Origin of the sequence: Mycolicibacterium sp. Y3 (genome assembly GCF_051188035.1) — a bacterium.
Classification (GTDB): Bacteria; Actinomycetota; Actinomycetes; order Mycobacteriales; family Mycobacteriaceae; genus Mycobacterium; species Mycobacterium fluoranthenivorans.
Genome location: NZ_JAVQLT010000001.1, coordinates 1,853,598 through 1,873,483, shown reverse-complemented (window position 1 = coordinate 1,873,483; position 19,886 = coordinate 1,853,598). Strand labels below are relative to the sequence as shown.

General features: G+C 66.9%; 18 protein-coding genes. 4 read left to right on the top strand and 14 right to left on the bottom strand.

The features are described from left to right. Positions 1–2 precede the first annotated feature (2 nt). From QN239_RS09245 to QN239_RS09230, 4 genes are all read right to left on the bottom strand, one after another. Positions 3–1,736, bottom strand: a complete 1,734-nt coding sequence (locus QN239_RS09245; protein WP_499009751.1) for a DUF3556 domain-containing protein — start codon at positions 1,734–1,736, stop codon at positions 3–5. A gap of 82 nt (positions 1,737–1,818) precedes the next feature. After that, positions 1,819–3,630 (bottom strand): fatty acyl-AMP ligase, encoded by a 1,812-nt coding sequence (locus tag QN239_RS09240; protein ID WP_499009749.1) that lies wholly within the window; start codon positions 3,628–3,630, stop codon positions 1,819–1,821. Positions 3,631–3,812: 182 nt separating this feature from the next. After that, positions 3,813–4,337 carry a DoxX family protein gene (locus tag QN239_RS09235; protein WP_090363427.1) on the bottom strand — a complete coding sequence of 175 codons (525 nt, stop codon included), beginning with the start codon at positions 4,335–4,337 and terminating at the stop codon, positions 3,813–3,815. A 22-nt stretch (positions 4,338–4,359) separates the two neighbouring features. Next, entirely contained in the window at positions 4,360–5,109 is a 750-nt protein-coding gene (locus QN239_RS09230) for an SDR family NAD(P)-dependent oxidoreductase (RefSeq protein ID WP_499009746.1), read from the bottom strand. Positions 5,110–5,133: 24 nt separating this feature from the next. Between QN239_RS09230 and QN239_RS09225 the strand changes: the two genes are divergently transcribed. Beyond that, positions 5,134–5,751 (top strand): TetR/AcrR family transcriptional regulator, encoded by a 618-nt coding sequence (locus QN239_RS09225; protein WP_499009743.1) that lies wholly within the window; start codon positions 5,134–5,136, stop codon positions 5,749–5,751. Positions 5,752–5,788: 37 nt separating this feature from the next. Here QN239_RS09225 and QN239_RS09220 read toward each other — a convergent pair whose 3' ends face one another. Beyond that, positions 5,789–6,397: a TetR/AcrR family transcriptional regulator gene (locus QN239_RS09220; RefSeq protein ID WP_499009740.1), complete on the bottom strand. Its 609-nt coding sequence runs from the start codon at positions 6,395–6,397 to the stop codon at positions 5,789–5,791. Between the two features lie 112 nt (positions 6,398–6,509). Between QN239_RS09220 and QN239_RS09215 the strand changes: the two genes are divergently transcribed. Genes QN239_RS09215 through QN239_RS09205 form a run of 3 tightly spaced genes read left to right on the top strand, consistent with a single transcriptional unit; the run spans position 6,510 to position 9,333 of the window. Then, on the top strand, positions 6,510–7,421 hold the full coding sequence (locus QN239_RS09215) for a phytanoyl-CoA dioxygenase family protein (protein ID WP_499009735.1): 912 nt from the start codon (positions 6,510–6,512) through the stop codon (positions 7,419–7,421). Further along, complete coding sequence (locus tag QN239_RS09210; protein WP_499009732.1) at positions 7,418–8,923, top strand: APC family permease; 1,506 nt, start codon at positions 7,418–7,420, stop codon at positions 8,921–8,923. Before QN239_RS09215 ends, QN239_RS09210 begins: the two co-directional genes overlap by 4 nt. After that, positions 8,920–9,333 carry a RidA family protein gene (locus tag QN239_RS09205; protein ID WP_499009730.1) on the top strand — a complete coding sequence of 138 codons (414 nt, stop codon included), beginning with the start codon at positions 8,920–8,922 and terminating at the stop codon, positions 9,331–9,333. Before QN239_RS09210 ends, QN239_RS09205 begins: the two co-directional genes overlap by 4 nt. A gap of 48 nt (positions 9,334–9,381) precedes the next feature. Here the strand turns inward: QN239_RS09205 and QN239_RS09200 are convergent, their stop codons facing one another. From QN239_RS09200 to QN239_RS09160, 9 genes are all read right to left on the bottom strand, one after another. Continuing rightward, positions 9,382–10,659, bottom strand: coding sequence for a WS/DGAT domain-containing protein (locus tag QN239_RS09200; protein ID WP_499009727.1), 1,278 nt, complete (start codon positions 10,657–10,659; stop codon positions 9,382–9,384). A 16-nt stretch (positions 10,660–10,675) separates the two neighbouring features. After that, positions 10,676–11,311 carry an Rv1363c family protein gene (locus tag QN239_RS09195; protein WP_499009724.1) on the bottom strand — a complete coding sequence of 212 codons (636 nt, stop codon included), beginning with the start codon at positions 11,309–11,311 and terminating at the stop codon, positions 10,676–10,678. Beyond that, on the bottom strand, positions 11,308–11,970 hold the full coding sequence (locus QN239_RS09190) for an Rv1363c family protein (protein ID WP_499009721.1): 663 nt from the start codon (positions 11,968–11,970) through the stop codon (positions 11,308–11,310). The genes QN239_RS09195 and QN239_RS09190 overlap by 4 nt, the downstream gene beginning before the upstream one ends. Beyond that, positions 11,934–13,409, bottom strand: a complete 1,476-nt coding sequence (locus tag QN239_RS09185) for an MCE family protein (protein WP_499009718.1) — start codon at positions 13,407–13,409, stop codon at positions 11,934–11,936. The genes QN239_RS09190 and QN239_RS09185 overlap by 37 nt, the downstream gene beginning before the upstream one ends. A gap of 2 nt (positions 13,410–13,411) precedes the next feature. Next, positions 13,412–14,536, bottom strand: a complete 1,125-nt coding sequence (locus QN239_RS09180; protein ID WP_499016679.1) for an MCE family protein — start codon at positions 14,534–14,536, stop codon at positions 13,412–13,414. 95 nt (positions 14,537–14,631) lie between these two features. Then, positions 14,632–15,954 carry an MCE family protein gene (locus tag QN239_RS09175; RefSeq protein WP_499009716.1) on the bottom strand — a complete coding sequence of 441 codons (1,323 nt, stop codon included), beginning with the start codon at positions 15,952–15,954 and terminating at the stop codon, positions 14,632–14,634. Continuing rightward, complete coding sequence (locus tag QN239_RS09170; RefSeq protein WP_499009713.1) at positions 15,951–17,336, bottom strand: MCE family protein; 1,386 nt, start codon at positions 17,334–17,336, stop codon at positions 15,951–15,953. The genes QN239_RS09175 and QN239_RS09170 overlap by 4 nt, the downstream gene beginning before the upstream one ends. Beyond that, positions 17,333–18,364 carry an MCE family protein gene (locus QN239_RS09165; RefSeq protein ID WP_499009710.1) on the bottom strand — a complete coding sequence of 344 codons (1,032 nt, stop codon included), beginning with the start codon at positions 18,362–18,364 and terminating at the stop codon, positions 17,333–17,335. The genes QN239_RS09170 and QN239_RS09165 overlap by 4 nt, the downstream gene beginning before the upstream one ends. A gap of 54 nt (positions 18,365–18,418) precedes the next feature. After that, positions 18,419–19,885, bottom strand: coding sequence for an MCE family protein (locus QN239_RS09160; RefSeq protein ID WP_499009708.1), 1,467 nt, complete (start codon positions 19,883–19,885; stop codon positions 18,419–18,421). Position 19,886: the final 1 nt, after the last annotated feature.

Here is a 19,886-nt window from a genome sequence, read left to right as displayed (position 1 = left end):
TTCTATCTGTTCGCCGGGGGCGCCACGCCGTAGACGGGCACATCGTCGTCCCACGGTTGGCGGACCACCATGTCGGCGACCTTCACGTAGCCGGACTCGAATTCCCCGGTAGCGGCGTCGACGAGGCGGTACCGCTGCGTCTGGTGGTGGATGGGCTGTGCGTCGAGCATGACGATGCGCACCTCGCCGGGCTCGAAGTGGCAGCGCGCCTGGAGCGCGGCCACCAGTTGTTCGTTGCTCATGTGGCCGTCGCCGAAATTCCAGCCGATGGCGGTGCTCACGATGCGCTCGCCGTCGGTCAGGGTGTAGTCGTCCTCGTTGTGCCCGGCCATCGCGCGGTGCGCCAGGGTGAACAACGCACGGCCGTGCGTGTTGAACGAGCGGAACGCGTATCCCATGTAGAGCGGGATCTGGGCGGCCTCCTTGCTGCCGTAGAACTTCTCCAGCTGGGCGGCGGGCATGCTGGCGATGGCGACGATGCCCTTGGCGATCTTCTCGTCGGCCGACGGTTTGATGCACCACAGCGAGGTGTCCCAGTTGCCGGCGTAGTAGCGCATACCGGGCAGGAACGACACCTTGCGGGGAAACATGTTGCCCACCGCCACGGTGCCGGCCACCACCACGAAAAGCACTATGGGCCATGGACTTTGCAGGTCACCGAGCCCGACGCCGGCGTGCCCGACGAACAGCGTGAGCACCGAGAACATCATGAAGACGTTCCACTCCAGTGGCACACCCATCGGGATCGAGCTCAGGATGCCGAAGTGGAAGCACAACATGACGAATGCGGCGATGTAGGTGGGCCAACCGCCGTGCGAGAAGAACAGCACCAGCGGCACCAGGCCTTCGATGGCGGTGGAGAAATGCGCAAGGAACCGGGACGGCCGGCCCGGGCGCAGGTCGTCGGGAAAGCGTTCGAAGAACATCCGTTTGATCCAGCGCGGCCGGAACACCGGGTTGTTGCTCATCATCGTGGAGATGACGAACGGGAAGTGCTTGTTGAGTTTTGAGGTCGCCGCACCCAGCCAGATGACCAGGCAGACCAGTTTGGCGGCGATGACGATATCGGCGCCCGCGAACAGGAAGCACACCGCCAGCGAGCCGTACACCTCACCGCGGGCGGCCAGGAAGATCACCTTGTCGCGCAGGCCGGCCAGCGCGAGCAGGCCGACGACGGTCGCGGTCTGCCAGACCGGTAGCACCCCGACGGTCGAGCCGAGCGCGGGGATCGGCCCGGTGCCGTCGCTGAAGATCGCGATGAGCAGCACCACCAGCAGTGCCCCGTAGAGAACGACGTCGACGGGGGTGCGGGTGTCACCGGCGGTCAGCGGGACCCGTCCGGGCCACGGCGGCAGGCGAATCGTCTTGGGCCGCAGCCAGTACAGCACCGAACCCATGGGCGGGAAGAAGCGGTTGTTGAGCGGCCCGAAGCCACAGCCCAGACCGACCACTTCGAACAGCATCGTGTAGAAGACGACCTTCTGGTACACGATGGGCTCGGTGTACCAGTGTGCGACATCGGTGAATCCGCTGATCCCCGTGGTGGTCAAGACCACCAGCCAGCCGCCCAGGATGTAGAGCAGGATCTTGACGACGTAGAACAGGTGCAGGGCCACCGGGGTGCCGAAGCCGACCTCGGCCCAGTGCCGGGCCATCGGGATGATCTTCTCCGAGCGGGTGCCCTTACTCCAGGTCTCGAAGTCGATCTGCGGCGTTTCCTGTTTCAAAAAGCCCATGCCAGACAGACTAGAACGTGTTCTAAATCGAGGGAATCAGTTCGCCCAGAACGGCGAAGCACAGGTCAGGCGCGCAAACCGGCTATCCCTGGGACTCGCGCTTCCCGAAGGCACCGGCCAGATATTCGGCGCGTGCGGCCTGCCGGGCCAGCTTCCCGCTGGTGGTCCGTGGCACCGCACCTGCGCTGACCAACCGGATGTCGGCGACAGCCAGGCCGTGACCACGGGACACCGCCGCGCGGATATCCGCGGTCACCGTTTCCGGGTCGGCACGCCCGTGGCCGGGAGCTCGTTCGGCCACGATGACGAGGCCCTCGCTGGCGCCGCGGGGTACGGAGAACGCCACCACGAATCCGGCGCGCACGGCCGGCGTCGCCTCGGCCACCGTGTGTTCGATGTCCTGCGGGTAGTGGTTGCGGCCGTCGACGATGAGCACGTCCTTGACGCGTCCGGTGATGAACAGTTCACCGTCGAGATAGACGCCGAGATCACCGGTGCGCAGCCACAGCGCATCGGGCTGAGCGCCCTCGGCGTGACTGCCTTCGGGCAGCGTGGATTCCAGCTTGTTGCGGAACGTCGCGTCGGTTTCCTGGGGCCTGCGCCAGTAGGCGGCACCCATGTTGTCGCCGTGCAGCCAGACCTCGCCGACCTCGCCGTCGGGCAGTTCGGCACCGGTCGCCGCATCGACGATCGCGGCCCACTGACTCGGGGCGACGTGCCCACAGGAGACGTGCGTGGTGGCCGTCGGCGAGGTGGGCGTCGTCTTCACCGCGTGGCCGAATCCGAGTTCGTAGCGATCGAGGTAGATCACCCGCGGTGCGGCGTCCGGGTCGGTGGTGGAGACGAACAGGGTGGCCTCGGCCAGGCCGTACGACGGTTTGACCGCAGTCGGGGACAGACCGTAGGGGGCGAACGCCTCGTTGAACCGCGCGATGGAGTCGGCGCTGACCGGCTCGGAGCCGTTGATCAGTCCGGCGACATTGCTGAGGTCGAGCGACTCGCCTTCCGGGGGCAGACCGCGGGTCGCCGCGAGATCGAACGCGAAATTCGGGGCCGCGGCGAAGGTGCGTCCGGGTTCGGTATCGGAGCCGAGCTCTTTGATCCACCGGTAGGGCCTGCGCACGAAGGCCGCCGGCGACATCAACGTGATGTGCCCGCCGCACAGCGCCGGGAACATGATCATGAGCAGGCCCATGTCGTGGAACAGCGGCAGCCAGCTGACGCTGCGGATATCAAAGTCCAGTCCGACCGACAGCACCATCTGCAGCACGTTGGTGCACACCGACCGGTGGGTGATCTCGACGCCCGCCGGCTTACGGGTGGACCCCGAGGTGTACTGCAGGTAGGCGATGTCGTCCATCCCGATCGGCACCGGCCGGATCTCGGTGGCCAGCGTTTCGGGGACCTCGTCGACAGCCATCATGCGGGGCCGCAACCGGACGGCCCGGCGGCGAAGACAATCCCGGACGATCTCGGCGGCGCTGGAGGTTGTCAGCACGACGGTGGGTTGTGCATCACCGATGACGTTGTCCAGGCGTTCGGCCTGCCCGGCCATCTCGGGCGCGAAGAGCGGCACCGCGATACAGCCGGCCTTGATCGCGGCGAAGAAGGCCACCACGTAATCCACACCCTGGGGCGCCAGGATGGCCACCCGGTCGCCGGGCTCGGTGATCTGCTGTAACCGCGCACCAACAGCCGACACGCGTGACCGCATCTGCTGCCACGACAGTTCGATCCGCCGGACGCTTCGGTCTGGACCGTAGTCCAGGTACCGATACGCGACCGCGGGCGAGGCAGCCTCGAAGTTGCGGTCGAGATACGTACATATCGTCGTATCCCTCGGCAGCTCGATCTGGCCACTCTCGCTGAGGTAGTCCTCAACCTTCAGTGCCACGTCAGCCCGCTCTTCGTATCATTTCCGCCGATACTTCGGGAGTCTAGAGAGCGCCGGCCCGGATCTGAGGTTGCGACACTGCCCCCCGGGCAGTTCCCTCGATCCGCGCTGGGTGTGCTCTCAGCCACCCCCGTGCACACCGTAGCGAATACCACCAAAGCGCGGAGCTAACCCCCTCACACTCATCCGGTCTTGGCGGGCGGACGGAAGAAAATGACCAACTGGCCGACGCCGCCGGCCAGGCCGAGCACCACGGCGATCGCCAGGCCGCACCAGCCGTGCAGATAGCCGTAGAGGTCCGTGCGGGAGAACAGCAGGTGGTCCAGGCTGTAGCGGCCCGCACCGGTACCCGCGATGGCGACGGCCGAGACCGCCAGGACGAGGTTGTACTCCCAGCCCTCCTTGACGATGAAGAAGCCGTTGTGCCGGTGCACCGTCCATGCGGCCACGAGCATCAGGGCGACGAAACCGGCGGCCGGCACGGGCGTGAGCAGCCCAAGGGCCAGCCCGACGCCCGCGGCGATCTCAGTGGTCGCTGCCACCCGGGCGTGGAACAGGCCGGGTTTCATGCCGATGCTGTCGAACCAGCCCGCGGTGCCCGGGATGCGCCCGCCGCCGAAGAACTTGTTGTAGCCGTGGGCGGCCATCGTCAGACCGAGCACCACACGCAGGACCAGGATCGCAGTGTCGAAAGCGGGAGAAGCCACGTAACAGAATCTAGGCCATCTGTTACACGGCCGCCCAGCCCCCGTCCACACTGAGCACCGCGCCGTGGATGTTCGCCGCGTCGTCACCGGCCAGGAAGAGCACCGCCGCGGCGACTTCCTCCGGGGTGCTCATCCGGCGGGACGGAATACGTGCCAGCACCGGACCGACATGATCCGCAGCCTCCAGCGCGCGGTCGGTGGCGATCGGGCCGGGCGCGACGGCATTGATCCGCACCCCGGCCGGCCCGTACTCGGCGGCCCAGGATTTGGTCAACGAGTGCACGGCGGCCTTCGTCGAGCTGTAGAGCGCCGACTTGTCCCCGCCGATCAGGCCGGTGACGGAACCGATGTTCACCACCGCTCCCCCGCCGCGCTGCACCATCGCCGGCGCGATCGCGGCGGTCAGCAGGAACGGCGCGATGACGTTGGTCCGATAGGACGCCAGCAACGCCTCCTCGGACACCTCGGCGGTGGGCAGGGGCAACGACCAGACGCCGGCGTTGTTCACCAGGATGTCGACCGGTCCGGCTGCCTCCACGAGGCGGCGCGCCTCCGCCTCCCCCGCGCCGAGATCGGCAGCGACGAAGTCGGCCCGCCCGCCGCGGGCGTGGATATCGGCGACGACGGCATCGCCCCTGGCCTTGTCGCGGCCACTGACGGTGACGATCGCACCCTCCGCCGCCAGTGCCTTGGCGATGGCGACGCCGAGGCCGCCGGTGGACCCCGTGACCAATGCTCTGCGGTCCGCGAACCGCGTACTGTTTGGACTCATGAGTCCACAAGTAGTCGGATGAAAATGGACCCGCAAGTCCAAAATCTGACGGCCACCCTGACCCCTAAAGGCGCCGCCACCCGAGACCGGATCGTGGCGGGTGCGGCGGCCGAGATCCGGGACCGCGGCGTGGCACTGACCACGCTGGACGATATCCGGGCCCGCACCAACACCTCGAAGAGCCAGCTGTTCCATTACTTTCCGGGCGGCAAGGAGCAGCTGCTCCTCGCGGTGGCCCAGCACGAAGCCCGGCAGGTGCTCGCCGACCAACAACCGCACCTGGGTGCACTCAACTCGTGGGCGGCATGGCAGCGCTGGCGGGATGCGGTGGTCGACCGCTACCGCAGGCAGGGGCAGAGCTGCCCGCTGAGCATGCTGATGTCCCAGATCGGCCGCACCACCCCGGGAGCCCAGGCCGTCACGACCACACTCATGCGGCAATGGCATGACGAGATCGCCGACGGTATCCGGAACATGCAGGCACAGGCCAAGATCTCCGCGCGGGTCGACGCGGGCACGAGTTCCGCGGCACTGCTGGCCGGCATCCAGGGCGGGGTCGGCATCCTGTTGGCCACCGGCGACCTGTCCTATCTCGAGCACGCGCTCGACGTCGGGATCGAGGCGTTGCGCACGGCGCAGTAGCCGCACCGGAGATCCGCGGCCGACAAGCGGGCGCGACCTATCCGATCCGGGTACGCAGATATTCGGTCATCGCCACGATCGATTCGGCGATCAACTGCGGGTTGCCGTCGGCCTCGTGCCGGAATGCGAAGCGCAGCAGGTAGTCCAGGATCTCGATGGCCACCGCGCAGTGCACCACCTCCAGGCGCGTGGTGCGTTCGGGTTCGATACGCCGCAGCGTCTCCCAGAGTTTGGTGGCGATGTACAGGTTGGCGCGCTCGTCCGCGGCGACGGCCACCGGCGACAGGTGCCCGTTGAGCCAGAGTTCGCGCACCGCAGGATTGCGGTAGTAGCCGCTGTAGGTCGAGATCGCCCGGGCCGTCACCTCTTCCCAGCTGCCGTAGTCCTCCACGGCGAAGTCGTCCGCCATCGCAGTGGACCGCTCCATATAGTCGAGCGCCAAAGTCTCCATCGCCATGTCAGGACTGGTGAAGTAGGCGTAGAACGCGCCCTTGCTGACACCGGACTTCTCGACCAGCAGCGCCGGCGATTCCACGGCGCGCTCGTACCCGACTGTGACGAGCAGGCTTTCGGCAGCGTCGAGGATGCGCTGCACCGTCTCCCGACTGCGCCGCTGAGCGGGCAACCTGCGCATCGTTTCGGCCATGAATGTGACTCTAGTCGGATTTACCGTCTCGTTACGCCGCGAAGCACTCCTGAAACAGACTCGAGTTCAGACTGGAGTCTGAAATTACTGCCTCGCCCTTGGGAGTCACCACGTGTCAGAGCTCAACCACCTTCCCGCCACCGCCAGCCCCGAGCAGATCACCCGAGCGCTACGGGAAGACGGCTATGTGATCATCGACAACCTGGTACCCGGGTCCCACATGGACCTGATCGCCGATCAACTCACCCCCTACATCGAGGGCACGGACTACGGCGCGGACGACTTCCTCGGCGTCAAGACCCGGCGCACCGGTTCACTCATCGCACGTTCGACCGCCGCACGCGAACTGGTCGCCCACCCCACCATCCTGTCGGTGGCCGGCGACTACCTCAGCCATGCCTCGAAGTTCCAGCTGCACCTGACCCAGGTCATCTCGATCGGCCCTGGATCACCCGCACAAGCCTTGCATCGCGACGAACTGGCGTGGGATTTCTTCCCGTTTCCCGCCGACTACCAGGTCCAGTGCAACACGTTGTGGGCGATGAGCGACTACACCGCCGAGATGGGAGCCACCCGGGTGGTCCCGGGCAGCCATCTCCTCGGACCGAATGAGAAGTTCTCCCAGGAGGATTCACTCCCGGCCGAGATGGAGCGCGGCTCGGTGCTGCTCTACAACGGGAAGATCTACCACGGCGGCGGGGCCAACACCACCACCGACAAGGTGCGGCAGGCGATCAACATCACCTACGCCGTCGGATGGGTGCGCCAGGAGGAGAACCAGTACCTGTCCACACCGCCGGAAATCGCCCAGACTCTCGACGACGATCTTCTCAAGCTCATGGGATATCAGTTGGGCTGCTTCGCCATCGGCTACGTCGGCGATGTCGCCGATCCGCTGTCCGTTCTGCGCGACAACGTCACCGGCTACCTGACGGTCGACGATATGCGATCCGCCGCCGACCGCCAGGACTCGGCGAACACCTTGATGAATGCCATCTCCGACACCTCGGGCGCACGGGTATGACCACCGACGACACCGACGGACTCGCCCGCAACAGCGTCACCCTGGGTGAAGCGACATTCGTCTCCATCGCGACCATGGCACCCGGCGTGGGTGCGGCGTTCGCCGTCATCGCCGGTGCCGGATTCGCCGGTGGGGCGCTGCCTGCCTCGGTCGTATTCGCCTTGCTGGGATGCCTTTTCGTCGCCATCTCTATCGGCCAGCTGGCCAAACGGGTGACCTCGGCCGCCGGGATGTCCTCCTACCTGGCCGCGGCATTCCACGGCGGTGCCGGATTCCTCACGGGCTGGGGCACCTTGCTCGTCTACGCCGCGGCGTTGCCCTACCTCGCCCTGCTGGTCGGCAACATGGTGGGCACCTCGTTCACCGGTGCCATGGGTCTGGGCTACACCGCCTGGTGGATCATCGGCGCGCTGACGTGTATCGGTCTGGCCTTGGTGATGAACTATCTCGGCGCCCAGTTCGGCACCCGGGTGGGCATGATGCTCGGTGCCGTCGAAATCATTGTCATGCTGGTGATCTCGGTGTGGATGATCGTCGCCGCAGGCGACCGCAACACACTGTCGGTGTTCTGGACCACCCACGCCGACGTGGACGGCTTCGGCGGAATCAGCGGCATCATCGCCGGCGCCGTCTATGCCTTCCTGGCGTTCATCGGATTTGATGCCGCCGCTCCCCTGGGCGAGGAAGCCCGCGATCCGCGCCGCACCATCAAGTGGGCGGTCATCGGTTCGGTGGTCCTGGTCGGCGTCTTCTTTGTGATCACCACGTACGCCTCCGCCGTGTACTTCGGGCCCGACCGCTACGCGGGATTCCTCGCCTATGGCGACGGTGACCCGTGGATGGAGATCACTCGCACCTTCTGGGGAGCGGGCTGGGTGATTCTGCTGATCACACTGCTCAGTTCCGGTCTGGCCTCCGCCAACGGTGCCGCCATGGCGGCCACCCGCACAGCATGGGCCCTCGGACGAGCCGGCAGCCTGCCCCACTTCCTCAAGAAGACCCATCGCCGGTTCAAGTCACCGATCGCGGCCATCGCCGTGGTGTTCACCTTCGCCGTCGTGGTCACCCTCGGTGTCGGGTTGGTGTTCGGCCCGGTCTCGGGCTTCATGTTCACCGGCACGGTCCTGACGGTCGGCGTGCTCCCGATCTATATGGCCGTCTGTATTGCCTGTCCGGTGTACTACCTGCGCTTCCATCGTTCGGAGTTCCGGGTGCTGACCCACCTCGTGATCCCGGTACTGGGCCTGCTGTTCCTGTTCCCGACGTTCTGCGCGGGTGCGGGGATCACCGCGTTCAGTTTCGTTGCCGCGCTGTCCTATCCCATGAGCATGGCGGGGTATTGCGTGGCAGCCTGGTGGGCGGTGGGACTGGCCATCCTCGGCTACCTCGCCATTCGCTTCCCCGAACGCCTGGACCCCAACCTGATCATCAGCGACCCCGGCCCCGAACCGGCCCCCGAGACAGATACCGATCCGCAGACCCGAGAGGCAGTGCCCGCATGACCGATCTGATCACCCGATCCGTCCCCGATATCGATTACCTCAGCCCGAAACTCTTCGACGATCTGGGCATCGTGCAGAGCATCGTCGCCAACGACACCGTGTACGTATCGGGTATCGCGCCGCTGACCGATGCCTCCGGCGTGCTGGACGTGGCGGGTACGACTCTCGCCGAACAACTGGTGTATGTGCTCGGTGTGCTGGAGCGGTCGCTGGCCGCCGTCGGGGTGGGCCGAGAAGGCCTGGTGGCGTGGACCATATACACCACCGACGTCCCCGCCCTGGCCGAATGTACGCCCATCCTCAAGGACTGGGTCGGTGCGCACCCGCCGACCAGCACCTGGATCGGCTGCTCGGGTTTCATCCACCCGCAGCAGCTGCTGGAACTCACCGCCACCGCCGTCGTCTCCTAGCGATTTGTGCACGTTTACCGGTGCTCGCCGCCGGTAAACGTGCACAAATCACGCGAAAGTGGACTCCAAGCGGTGCATGTAGGTGTCGATGTCGCCGATCGCCGACTCGGCCGCGAACACACTGATCGCGATGGTGTCGCCGACCCCGGTCACGCAATGGGTCAGGCCCACCATCGGCGACAGACCCGGAAACGCCGCAGCCACCCGCACCGGCGATCCACCGAATCCGAAATCCGCGGCACCGCAGTTCACGCTGGACATCACGGTGTTCCCGGTGACCGTCGCCGACCGGACGGCCGGGTCGAATTTCCCTATCCCCCAACGCAGCAACGGCGCCGGCGTGGCGGCGAAGGCGCGGTCGGCGGCCCGCATCGCCGGGTGCGCGGCCCGGGCGCGGCGCGCCTTCAGCTCACCCGCGATGGCCGCGCGACGCTCCGGAGTCGCCAACTCCGGAAACAGACCCACACCGACCGTGCCGAAGTGGTTGTAGGCCTGGCGCGCACCGGCTTTGGTCATCGTCACCTCCGCCCCCAGAGTCGATACGTCCTCCCCCAGCTCACCCAACTGTGCGGCCAGAGCCTCGGCGATCCCGGCCAGCGCCACCACGGTGACCGTGCCACCGGAGAATGACGACCGCGGCCGCACCAGGGTCCGCATGGCACGCGCACCCGCCGGCGGTGCGTTCGTGCGAAGCGGCGGCCGCGGCGGGGCGGCCGCCGGCACCGACCCGGATTCGGTGTCGTGCACCAACTCTCGGTACGCTCGGGCGGCCTGCACGCTGCGCCAGGGCAAGGACAGCGGGGCGATGCGCGGCGGGATCACCGGTGGCACATCGCCCACCCGGCCGAACATCAGCGCCGCCGGCGCGCAGGTACGTCCGCCGCCACCGAGGGCGTGGGTGATCTGCAGCGCCACGACCGTACCCGGGCCCGCGGTACCGGGGATCCCGTCGATTCCGGTGAACAGGTGCAACCGCCACGGGGTCACCCGGGGATCGAGCTGATCGTCGACCACCGCGCTCACCGCCGCCAGGCAGCCCGCCCAGGTGCGCTCGCCGGGCGCATGCACCGTGAACCGGGTGCGGTCGGCCGGGCACGGCACCCAACTCGGGTAGCGCCACCGCGAGGAGTCCTCGATGCGCTGTGACAGGTCGGGGCTGGTGCGGGCCCGCGCGACCAGATCATCGAGTGCCCGGTCCAGATCGGCCGGCACACCGTCGAACCCGAACACCAGAAAGGTGTCGTTGGGGATCTTCGCCGACATCCAGAACATCTGAGCGTCGGCGGGGGCCAGTCGCTGCGCGACGCTCTTCGCGCAAGCGCTCATCGCCCCGAGGACATCACTACACCGGGTCGAACTTGGCGATCAGCCAGCGGTCGCCGTGCTTCTCCAGCGTCACCCGGACACTGGAGGCCGTGTCGGTGGGCGCGTCGGCCCCGACCACCACGGTCTGGTTGACGAACACCAGCACCACGGCGTGGTTGGGATCGGCGGACACCGATGCCGCCGCGGGGACCGTGGCCACCGCAGAGATCTGCTTCTGCTTGGCACCCGGGATGACGACGTCATGGGTCAGCGAACTGTAGGACTCCTGGAATTCGCCGGTGAGCAGATCGCGCGCGGCACCCAGCTGCTGCTCGACGGTGTCGGGCTTGTACGACAGCAGTGCGACCGTGCTGTCCTTGGCCACCTGGACCGATTCGGCGCGGGCCTTGTCGGCGTCGCGCACCGAGTTGTCCTGCCACTTGAAAAAGCCCGCGGTCAGCGCCAGCACCAGGGCCAGCCCCGGCAGCACACCGAAGGCCACCACGCGCTTCCAGTCCAGGGATCGTGCCGGCTGCGGCACGGCCGGAGTTTCGGGGGTGTCCTCGACCTCCGGAGCCGTATCGGCTGCGGTCTCCTCGACCGCCGACGATTCGGTCAGCTCGGCCTTCTCTGGGCCGTCCTTCGCGATGTCGTCCTTCTCGGGGCCGGTCACGGCACAAACTCCACGTTGGACACCTTCACGTCGTCACCCATCTTCTGCACGGTGATTCGCATCCGCCACAACCGTGGTTGCTGCTCGGCTGCTCCCGCATTGGAGGTCTTCACCGCCACCGCCACCAGCACCTCGGCCTCGGTACCGGTATCGGACTCCAGGCCGGCCTCGGTCACGGTGCCGACCGACTTGGACTTGGCCTGCTTGACCACTTCCACGAAGGGGCCGGCGCGCTTCTGGAAGTCGTCGTAGAAGGTTCCGGTGGCCGAGTCCAGGATGCGTTGCACATCGGCATCGGCATGTTCGAAGTCGATCGTCGTGAGGTTCAGCGCGCCCTGGCGGCCCACCTGCAAGAAGACCTTGCGCTGATCATCCACCTGCTTGGACTGATAGGCGCGGAAACCCAGCCAGCCGGTGAGCCCGCCGAGCGCCAGCACGAGAACCAGACCCGCGATGAGCGCCAGCGTCACGTGCGACCGCTCCGACCCGACCGGCGCCGCAGGGCTCTCGCCGGCTTCCGCCTCAGCCGCGTCGATGTCCTCCGCGGCCTCGATGGGCTCGGCGGTGTCGATGGGCTCCGCCTCGGTCACCGTGGTGTCTTCTGCCTTCGTCGCGGACTCGCTTACCGCCCCTTCGGGGGTAGCAGCATCGTCTGCCATGTTTGCTCCTCGGTCGCGCTCTGGGCCAGATTCGACTGGGTATACACCTGCCCGTCGGGTCCAACGTACGTGCCGGTGCTGGGATCGTATTCGGCGGCCGCGATGGGCGGTGGTGGCGGGGCTCCGGAAGGCACGGGCGGCGCGGCTTGTGCGGGCGGCGTTCCCGGTGGCAATTGCGGGATGGCCTGCCCGGAGAGCGTCGCGTTAGGGTCGCCCTTCCAGTTGTAGCCGTCGTTGAGCGGAATGTAGTTCTCCGTGCTCTCGCACATCTTGACCGTCGGCGCGCGTTTCCCGGGCACCGTTTCACACGGCAGGTTACGGGCGCCGCGGACGTTGCCCGCCGCGTCCTGCGGGATGCGGCAGTACAGATCGCCGGCGGGCCGATCGGGATAGTCGACGTCGGCGGCCACCCGCTGCTGCTGCGCCGGAAGGAATCCGGTGGTGCACGGCGGCGGCAGGTTCAGGTTGAGATTCAGGTCCAGATAGGCACCCTTGAAGGCCTGCTTGGTGTTGCGGTTCGCGGTACCGACGGCCTGTGAGGTCGCCGTGCCCTGCGGGAGCAGCACCAGCAGCTGCTCCAGCGCCGGCTGGTAGGTGATGGCCACCTGATTGATGTTGACCAGGTTGGCCAGCACCACCGGAAGAGTGGGCTGCAAGCGGTCGAACAGGGCCCGCAGCTCCTCGGCGGCACCGGGCCCCTGGGTCAGCACGCCCCGCACGGCCTGGTCCTGGGATTGCAGCTGGCCGGTGATGGTCGCCAGGTGCGACGCCCACGCCCGGATGGAACCGGAGGTGTCGGTCTGCGTGTCCAGCACCGGCTTCGACTGGTCGATCAGCGTGGTGATCGGATCCAGGTTCGCGCGCGCGTCGATGGCCAGCGCGGTGGAGCCCTTGACCAGACGGGACAGATCCGGCCCGAGACCACCGACGGCCTGGTACGCCTCATCCACTGCAGTCTGCAGATTCTCCCGCGGGATGGCGTCCAGACCTCGATTGGTCGCGTCGAGCAGGCTGTTCACATCCGGCGGGACGGTGGTCCGGTCGGATGCGATGACATCACCGTTGTGCAGGTACGGTCCCCCGTCGGCGCGCGGCAACAGTTCGACGAACAGTTCGCCGATCGCGGTCTGGCTGTGTACCTGGGCTTCGAGGTCCGACGGGATCTTCACCTCGTCGGTGAGCGACAGGATGGCGCTCACCCCGCCGCGCTCGTCGAGATGGACGCTCTCCACCCGGCCCACCTGGGTACCGCGATAGGTGACGTTGCTGCGCGGGTACAGCCCACCGGTTTCGGGCAGCTGCAGCGTCACCTTGTAGTGCCCGGCACCCCACAGCAGATTCGGCAGCTTCATATAGCCGAACACCATGATGCCGATCGCCACGGCCGCGATGAACGTGAACACCGCGAACTGCAGCAGAATGCGTTTCGTCAACACCATGATTACGGCCCCTGATCCCAGCGATACGGCACCACGAGCGGATTCACCGCGGTGTAGGGGCTGGGCAGCTGGCCGATGGTGCGGCCCCACTGCATCTCCAGCTCGGTGAGATCACCCTCCCACCGGGTGCCGGTGAACACGCCCTGGTCGAGCCGACTCAGCGTCAGGTCCACCACGAGGGTGAGGTTGGCGTAGTCGCCACGCATCCAGTTGGCCAGCGTCTCCTTCGGGAACGGATACGTGGTGAAGAAGCTCAGCGACCTGGTCAGCGCCGGGCCGGCATTGGCCAACTGCTCCAAGGTCGGTCCGAGCGTCTTCAGTTCGGCGACAAGGGAATCCTTGGTCTGGTTGGCCGAGTCCGCGGCCAGCGCACTGAATTTGCCCAGCTGCGTCACCGCCTCGGCCAGCTGGTCGCGCTGGTCCTTGAGCACCGCCAGCGCGTCCGGCACCGTCTTGAGGGCCTTGTCCACCACCGGTTTCTGCGCGGCGACCTGACCCACCAGATCGTTGAGACTGGACGCCGCGTTGATGATGTCGGTCTTCTGGTCGTTGGTGTTCGCGATGAAGATGTTCAGCTGATCGATGAGGCTGCGCAGGTCGGCCTCGCGGCCGGTGAACGCCTGACTGAACGCCGCGGTGATGTCCTGCACGTTACCCAGGCCACCGCCGTTGAGCAGCAACGAGATTGCGGCCAGCGTCTGCTCGGTGGTCGGGAAGGCACCGCTGTTGGCCAGTGGGATCAGCGAGCCGTCGTGCAGCCGGCCCTGCGGCGGGGCGTCCTTCGGCGGCGACAGTTCGATGTGCTGGGAACCCAGCAGACTGGTCTGGCCGATCTTGGCGGTGGCGTTGGCCGGCAACACCACATCGGCGTTGAGCTTCATGGTGACCAGGGCATGCCAGCCTTGCCGCTGGATGTCGGTGACGTTGCCGACGGTGACATCGTCGACCCGAACCCGCGAATTGCGGTCCAGGTTGTCGACGTCGGGCATCTCGGCCTTGATCGTGTAGGCGCCCGCCCCCTGCCCTTGCACACCGGGCAGCGGTATCGAATTCAAGCCCTGCCACGAGCATCCGCTCAGCGCGAGCCAGGCGAGCACAAGGATCAGGAGCCGAGTCGTCCTCCCCAGTCGCTTCGCTCCCGCCCGCCGAGTCGTCCTCCCCAGTCGCTTCGCTCCCGCCCGCCGAGTCGTCCTCCCCAGTCGCTCCGCTCCCGCCCGCCGAGTCATGAGCCACCGCCGCTGTGCACCATCAACCCCGGCAACCCGGCGTTCGGGTCGGTCACCGCCGCCTCGGCGGGCAGCGGGGGCGCGGCGGGATCGACCACCGGTGGAGGCAGGATCGCGGGCGCGGGACCCGGGGGCGGGATGTAGTCCGGCCGCATCCAGTCCTCGGAGTAGGTCAGCTCGTTGGGGCGAGCCTGCGCACCGACGAACTGGTTCAACCCGAGGGGCAGGAAGTTGTACTGACGGTTCTTCACGATCGGCGCCAGGTACTGCACGCACAGCTTGGCCGACTCCTCGGCACCCATCCGGGAGGCCGCCTGAATTCCACCGCACAGGAACGAGATCGGGTCGGCGAAATTGTTCAGCGCCGGCACGGCCGCGACCGCACCCAGGGCCGGCTGGTAGATGTTCACGTAGTTCTGGAATGCCGAGGGCGCCACATGCAGGAACTGCTTGACGTCGGCGAGGCTGTCGTTGAGCGTCTGCGTCACCCCGGCCAGCTTGTCCGAGGTGGTACCGAGCGCTTCGCGGTTGTCCGCCACGAATGTCTGTACCTGCCCGACGGTGTCGGCCAGATCCTTGACGGCATTGCCGACCTCGTTCGGACTGTCCGAGAGCAGACCCGTCACCGAGGCAAGGTTCTGATTGAGCTGACGCATCACCGTGGTGCTGTCCTGCAGCGCCGAGACGAGGATCGACAGGTTCTTGACCGTGCTGAAGATATCGGTGCTGTGATCCCCGAGCGCCGAAAAGGCTTGGGACAGCTTGGTCAGCGCGTCCCGGATGCTCGCGCCCTGGCCGCGCAGGTTGTCCGCGGTGGTGTTGATGAACGCACCCAGGGTGCTGACCCCGCCGGGCTCGGTCGGCTGCAGGGTTTCGGTCAACCGCTGCAACTGTTTACGGAAATCGTCGTACTCGACCGGCACCACCGTGCGTTCCCGCGGGATCACCGCGCCGTCGGCGAGCACCGGTCCGCCCGAATACGTGGGGGTGAGCTGCACCGCGCGGGAGGTGACCAGCATCGGGGACAGGATGGCGGCGTTGACGTTGGCCGGGACCTTGTAGCGGTTGTCGTAGTGCATCGAGATCTTCACGCGCTGCGGTTCCGGTTCGATCTTGTCGATCCGGCCCACGGGTACGCCGAGGATGACGACATCGTCGCCGACATAGATGCCGTTGCTGTTCTCGAAGTACGCGACGATGTTCGTCCGGTTCAGCGTGTCGCTGGCCCGGGTCACCACATACACCCCGGCGGCGAGCAGGATCACCAGCGCCACCGCCAGCCCGATCCGCGCATTGCGCGGGTTGACCACTGCGTTCATTGGCCGGCCCCCGATTGTCCTGTCGCTGCACTCGCCCCGTTCGACTGCACGGGTGCGGGTTCACCCGGCGCGGGGACCAGCACCGGACTGGGGAACGGCGTTGGCGTGGAGGCGATCCCCGGCGGGGCGATCGCCGGCGGTCCCGGCGGAGGTCCGCCCGGCGGTCCCGGCGGGATGGGTTCGCGGTAGGGATAGCAGCCGGTGGGTCCCGGCAACGGCAGCCCCGGCGGCCCGCAACCCTGGTCGCCCGGGTTGCCTGTGATGGCGTCGGGCAGGTTCATCCGCGGCTCGCCGCCCTGGCCGGTCCGCGGGAACGGCAGCGGCATGGCCGGCGTGCCGGGCTGGCCGAGTTGCGGGTCGGTGCGCTGCGAGGGCAGCAGCACATGGGGGTCGAGTCCCAGATCGGAGAAGGCCGCGTCGACGAAAGGCTGGACGAACTGCCCCGGCAGCAGGTTGACGATATAGGTCTTGAAGAACGGGCCCGAGCTGACCGACTCGCCGAGGGACATCGCATAGGAGTTGAGCAGCGGCAGCGCCTTCTTCAGCCGGTCCTTGCGGTTGTCCAGGATGGTCAGCACGCCGTTGAGCTTGTCCAGTGCGGGCCTCAGCGTGGTCTTGTTCTCAGCGATGAGCCCCTGAACCTGCTGGCTCAATGCCGAGATGTTGCCCGAAAGGCTGTCCAGCGCAGCGCTTTGCCCTTGCAGCTCGGCCAGCAGTGCGTTGGTGTTGCGGACCAGGCCGACGATCTGGTCGCTGCGTTGGGCCAACACCGTGGTGGCCGTGTTGGCATTGGTCAGCAGCCCGCGCAACTGGGCGTCGCGCTCGTTGAGGGTCTGGGAGAACCGGGCCACGCCCTCGACGGCCACCTTGAGCTCCGGCGGCGTGTCGGCGAAGGTTTCCGAGAGCACCCGCAACGAGTCCGAGAGCTGGTCGGTGTTCAGACCGCTGACGGTCGCGGCCAGATCACCCAGCGCATCGGGCAATTGGTAAGCGGGCGTGGTGCGGTCCAGCGGGATGGCGGACTTCAACGATCCGTCACCGCGCGGTGACACCTCCAGGATCTTGGTGCCCAGCAGGCTTTTCGTCTTGACCGCGGCCTCGCTGCGGTCTCCGATGCGCACTCCGTCGTCGATCTTGAATTTGACCAGCACCTGCTGGCCGTCCAGTTCCACCGCCGTCACATGCCCGACGCGCATACCCGAAACTTGAACGGCGGCACCGTTTCGCAGACCGCCCGCCTCGGCGAAGTAGGCCGAGTAGTTCTTGCCGCGGTCGAGCAGCGGCAGCTTGTCGTAGTTGAGTGCGCCCAGCACGATCGCGGCGAACACCGCCAGGCCGATGGCCCCGACGACGAACTGGTTACGTTCGGAGAAGGACTTCATCGCGGCGTGCACCGCCCGCTGTCCTGCCCGGCCGCCTTCACATACACCGGCTGCCCGCCCTTGCCGTTGAGCTTCAAGATGATGTCGCAGAGATAGAAGCTGAAGAAGTCACCGTAGATGCCCTGGCGGGCCAGGATCTGATACGAGTCCGGCAGGGTGTTGAGCAGGTTGTCGAAGTAGTCGTGATCGGCGACGACGATGCCTGCGGCACGGTCGGTTTCGTGCACCGTCTTGACCAGTGGCGGCCGCGCCTGCGACAGCAGATCAGCCACACTTCCGGCGGCGGCGCTCGCGTAGGCGACGCCGTTGGCGATATCGGTGCGCCTCGCCGACAGCGTGTCCAGCAGCTGCGCCAGTCCGTCGATGCCCTTGGCGAACTGCTTGTTCTGATCGCCGAGCGAACCCATCACGGTGTTCAGGTTGACGATCACCTCACCGATCAACTGGTCGCGGTCGGCCAGCGTATTGGTCAGCGCGGCCGTCTGAGTCAGGAACGATCCGATGGTCGCGCCCTGTCCCTGCAGCGCGCTGATCAGCTGACCCGACAGCGCGTTGACCTGAGTGGGATCCAGCGCACGGAACAGCGGCCGGAAACCACCGATCAACGCGTCCAGGTCGAGCGCGGGTGCGGTGCGGGTCAGCGGAATCGTGTCACCGGGCTTGAGCTTCTTGGTATCCCCTGCGCCCTCCTGGAGCGCCAGGTAGCGCCCACCGATCAGGTCGTCGTAACGGATCACCGCGCGGCTGCCCTCGGTCAGCACCACCGAATCGTCGGCGGTGAACTCGGCCAGCACCGTGCCGTCATCCTGGATGCGCATGGCGCCGACCTTGCCGACCTCGACACCGGCGATCCGCACGAAATCACCCTCCTGCATGCCCGAGGCATTGGCGAACAATGCCTTGTAGGCGTGCGAGGACTCACCGAACCGCAGCTGCGCGAAGATCGCGAACAACCCGAAGACGCCCAGGATGCATACGGCCAGGAATATGGCGAGGCGCCAGATCGCGCCTACCAGATTGTCTTTCATGGCTCGTTCCTTCTAGATGCCTGATGGTGCGGATTGCACTGCGTGCGCGGGTTCCTACGGTGCGGGGGCGGCCTCCTCCGGCAGCGGTACCGGGGGCAGCGGTGTCGGCTGCACGCCCGGGGCGGCGACCACGAACGGTTCCGAGCCCGGGGTCGCGCCCGGGTCCCGCGGAGCGCCCGGCGGCGGTGCGGGCGGCAGGCCCGGCCACAGCGGCGTGCCATCGGGTGCGTACAGCGGTGCACCGTAAGCCGGGGCACCCGGGCCCGGAATCGGACCAGGCGCCGGACCGCCGAAGGTGTTGCGAATGCTCGGGGGTTCGGGGACCGCGCGGGTGACCGGCAGGTAGTTGCCGTACATCGGGAACGCAATGCCCGGATTGGGCCGCCAGTCCAGGCCGGTACCGAAGCCGGTGTTGGTGATGAGCTGGCGTACCGGCCAATTCTTGTCGACCACCGGCAGCGAACCACACCCCGGCTTACCTCCGGGTCCGCCCTTGGCACCCACTATCGGCAGGTTCTCCGGGAACTTGTACGGGTCGTTGCCCAGGCGGATGCCGGTGTCGAGGATGAACGACTTGCCGTTGCCGCCGGTGGCTTCGTAACCACCGTGTTCCAGAAGGTATTGGGCGCCGATCAGCATGCAGGTGTACTCGGGGTTGTACTTGTAGAGCAGATCGGTGGTCGGCTGCAGTGTGTTGATCGCCTTGATCAGGTTGGCCTGGTTGGGGGCGAGCAGCTCGATGCCCTTGTTGGAGAACCCGGTGGTGGCCAGCAGCAGCGCATCGAGCTGTTTGGCGTGGCTGGTGACGGTCACCGCGGTGGTGCTGGCGGCGTCGAGCGTGGACAGGATGTCCTGTGCCGCACCGCTGTACGCGTCGCTGAAGCCCTGCAGTGACTGCCAGTCCGCGCGGATGGCCGCACTGCGCGGGTTGATCGCCAGGAGTACCTGATTGGCGTCGGTCGTGGCCTGACCGATGCGCTCCCCCTGCCCACGGACACCTTCGGCCAGCGCCGAGAGCACCGCGTTGAGCTTGGCGGTATCGATCTTGTCCAGCACGCCGACCAGGTTGCCGAAGACGGTGTTCACCTCGGTGGTGACGTTGAGCGACGTGAGCACCTGCCCGGACTTCAGCCGCTGCGGGCTGGGCTGGTCGGGGTACACCAGGTCGACGAACTTGGCACCGAAGATGGTGGTGGCCCGGATCCGGGCCTCCACATTGGCCGGGATGTAACGGATCTGGTCGGGATCGATGTCCAGGCGCAACGACACCGGTGCCGAACTTTCGGTGTTGCCACCGGAGATGGCGGTCACCTTGCCCACTTGCACGCCGCGCATCTTCACCTTGGCGTTGGTCTCCATCACCAGACCGGAGCGGTCCGAGGTGAGCGTCACCGGTACGGAGGACTTCAGGTCTCCGGTGAACAACGCATACGACAGCCACACCGCGGCGACCACGAACGCCGCCAGGATCAGCGTCCACCAGCCGGGCGCCAAACCCTTGTCGCGAGAGAAATGATCCATA

Bases quoted from the DNA above. Each gene is read 5' to 3' on its own strand.
- QN239_RS09245 (WP_499009751.1), bottom strand. From the start codon at position 1,736: ATGGGCTTTTTGAAACAGGAAACGCCGCAGATCGACTTCGAGACCTGG.
- QN239_RS09230 (WP_499009746.1), bottom strand. From the start codon at position 5,109: ATGAGTCCAAACAGTACGCGGTTCGCGGACCGCAGAGCATTGGTCACG.
- QN239_RS09225 (WP_499009743.1), top strand. From the start codon at position 5,134: ATGGACCCGCAAGTCCAAAATCTGACGGCCACCCTGACCCCTAAAGGC.
- QN239_RS09220 (WP_499009740.1), bottom strand. From the start codon at position 6,397: ATGGCCGAAACGATGCGCAGGTTGCCCGCTCAGCGGCGCAGTCGGGAG.
- QN239_RS09210 (WP_499009732.1), top strand. From the start codon at position 7,418: ATGACCACCGACGACACCGACGGACTCGCCCGCAACAGCGTCACCCTG.
- QN239_RS09205 (WP_499009730.1), top strand. From the start codon at position 8,920: ATGACCGATCTGATCACCCGATCCGTCCCCGATATCGATTACCTCAGC.
- QN239_RS09200 (WP_499009727.1), bottom strand. From the start codon at position 10,659: ATGAGCGCTTGCGCGAAGAGCGTCGCGCAGCGACTGGCCCCCGCCGAC.
- QN239_RS09190 (WP_499009721.1), bottom strand. From the start codon at position 11,970: ATGGCAGACGATGCTGCTACCCCCGAAGGGGCGGTAAGCGAGTCCGCG.
- QN239_RS09185 (WP_499009718.1), bottom strand. From the start codon at position 13,409: ATGGTGTTGACGAAACGCATTCTGCTGCAGTTCGCGGTGTTCACGTTC.
- QN239_RS09175 (WP_499009716.1), bottom strand. From the start codon at position 15,954: ATGAACGCAGTGGTCAACCCGCGCAATGCGCGGATCGGGCTGGCGGTG.
- QN239_RS09170 (WP_499009713.1), bottom strand. From the start codon at position 17,336: ATGAAGTCCTTCTCCGAACGTAACCAGTTCGTCGTCGGGGCCATCGGC.
- QN239_RS09165 (WP_499009710.1), bottom strand. From the start codon at position 18,364: ATGAAAGACAATCTGGTAGGCGCGATCTGGCGCCTCGCCATATTCCTG.
- QN239_RS09160 (WP_499009708.1), bottom strand. From the start codon at position 19,885: ATGGATCATTTCTCTCGCGACAAGGGTTTGGCGCCCGGCTGGTGGACG.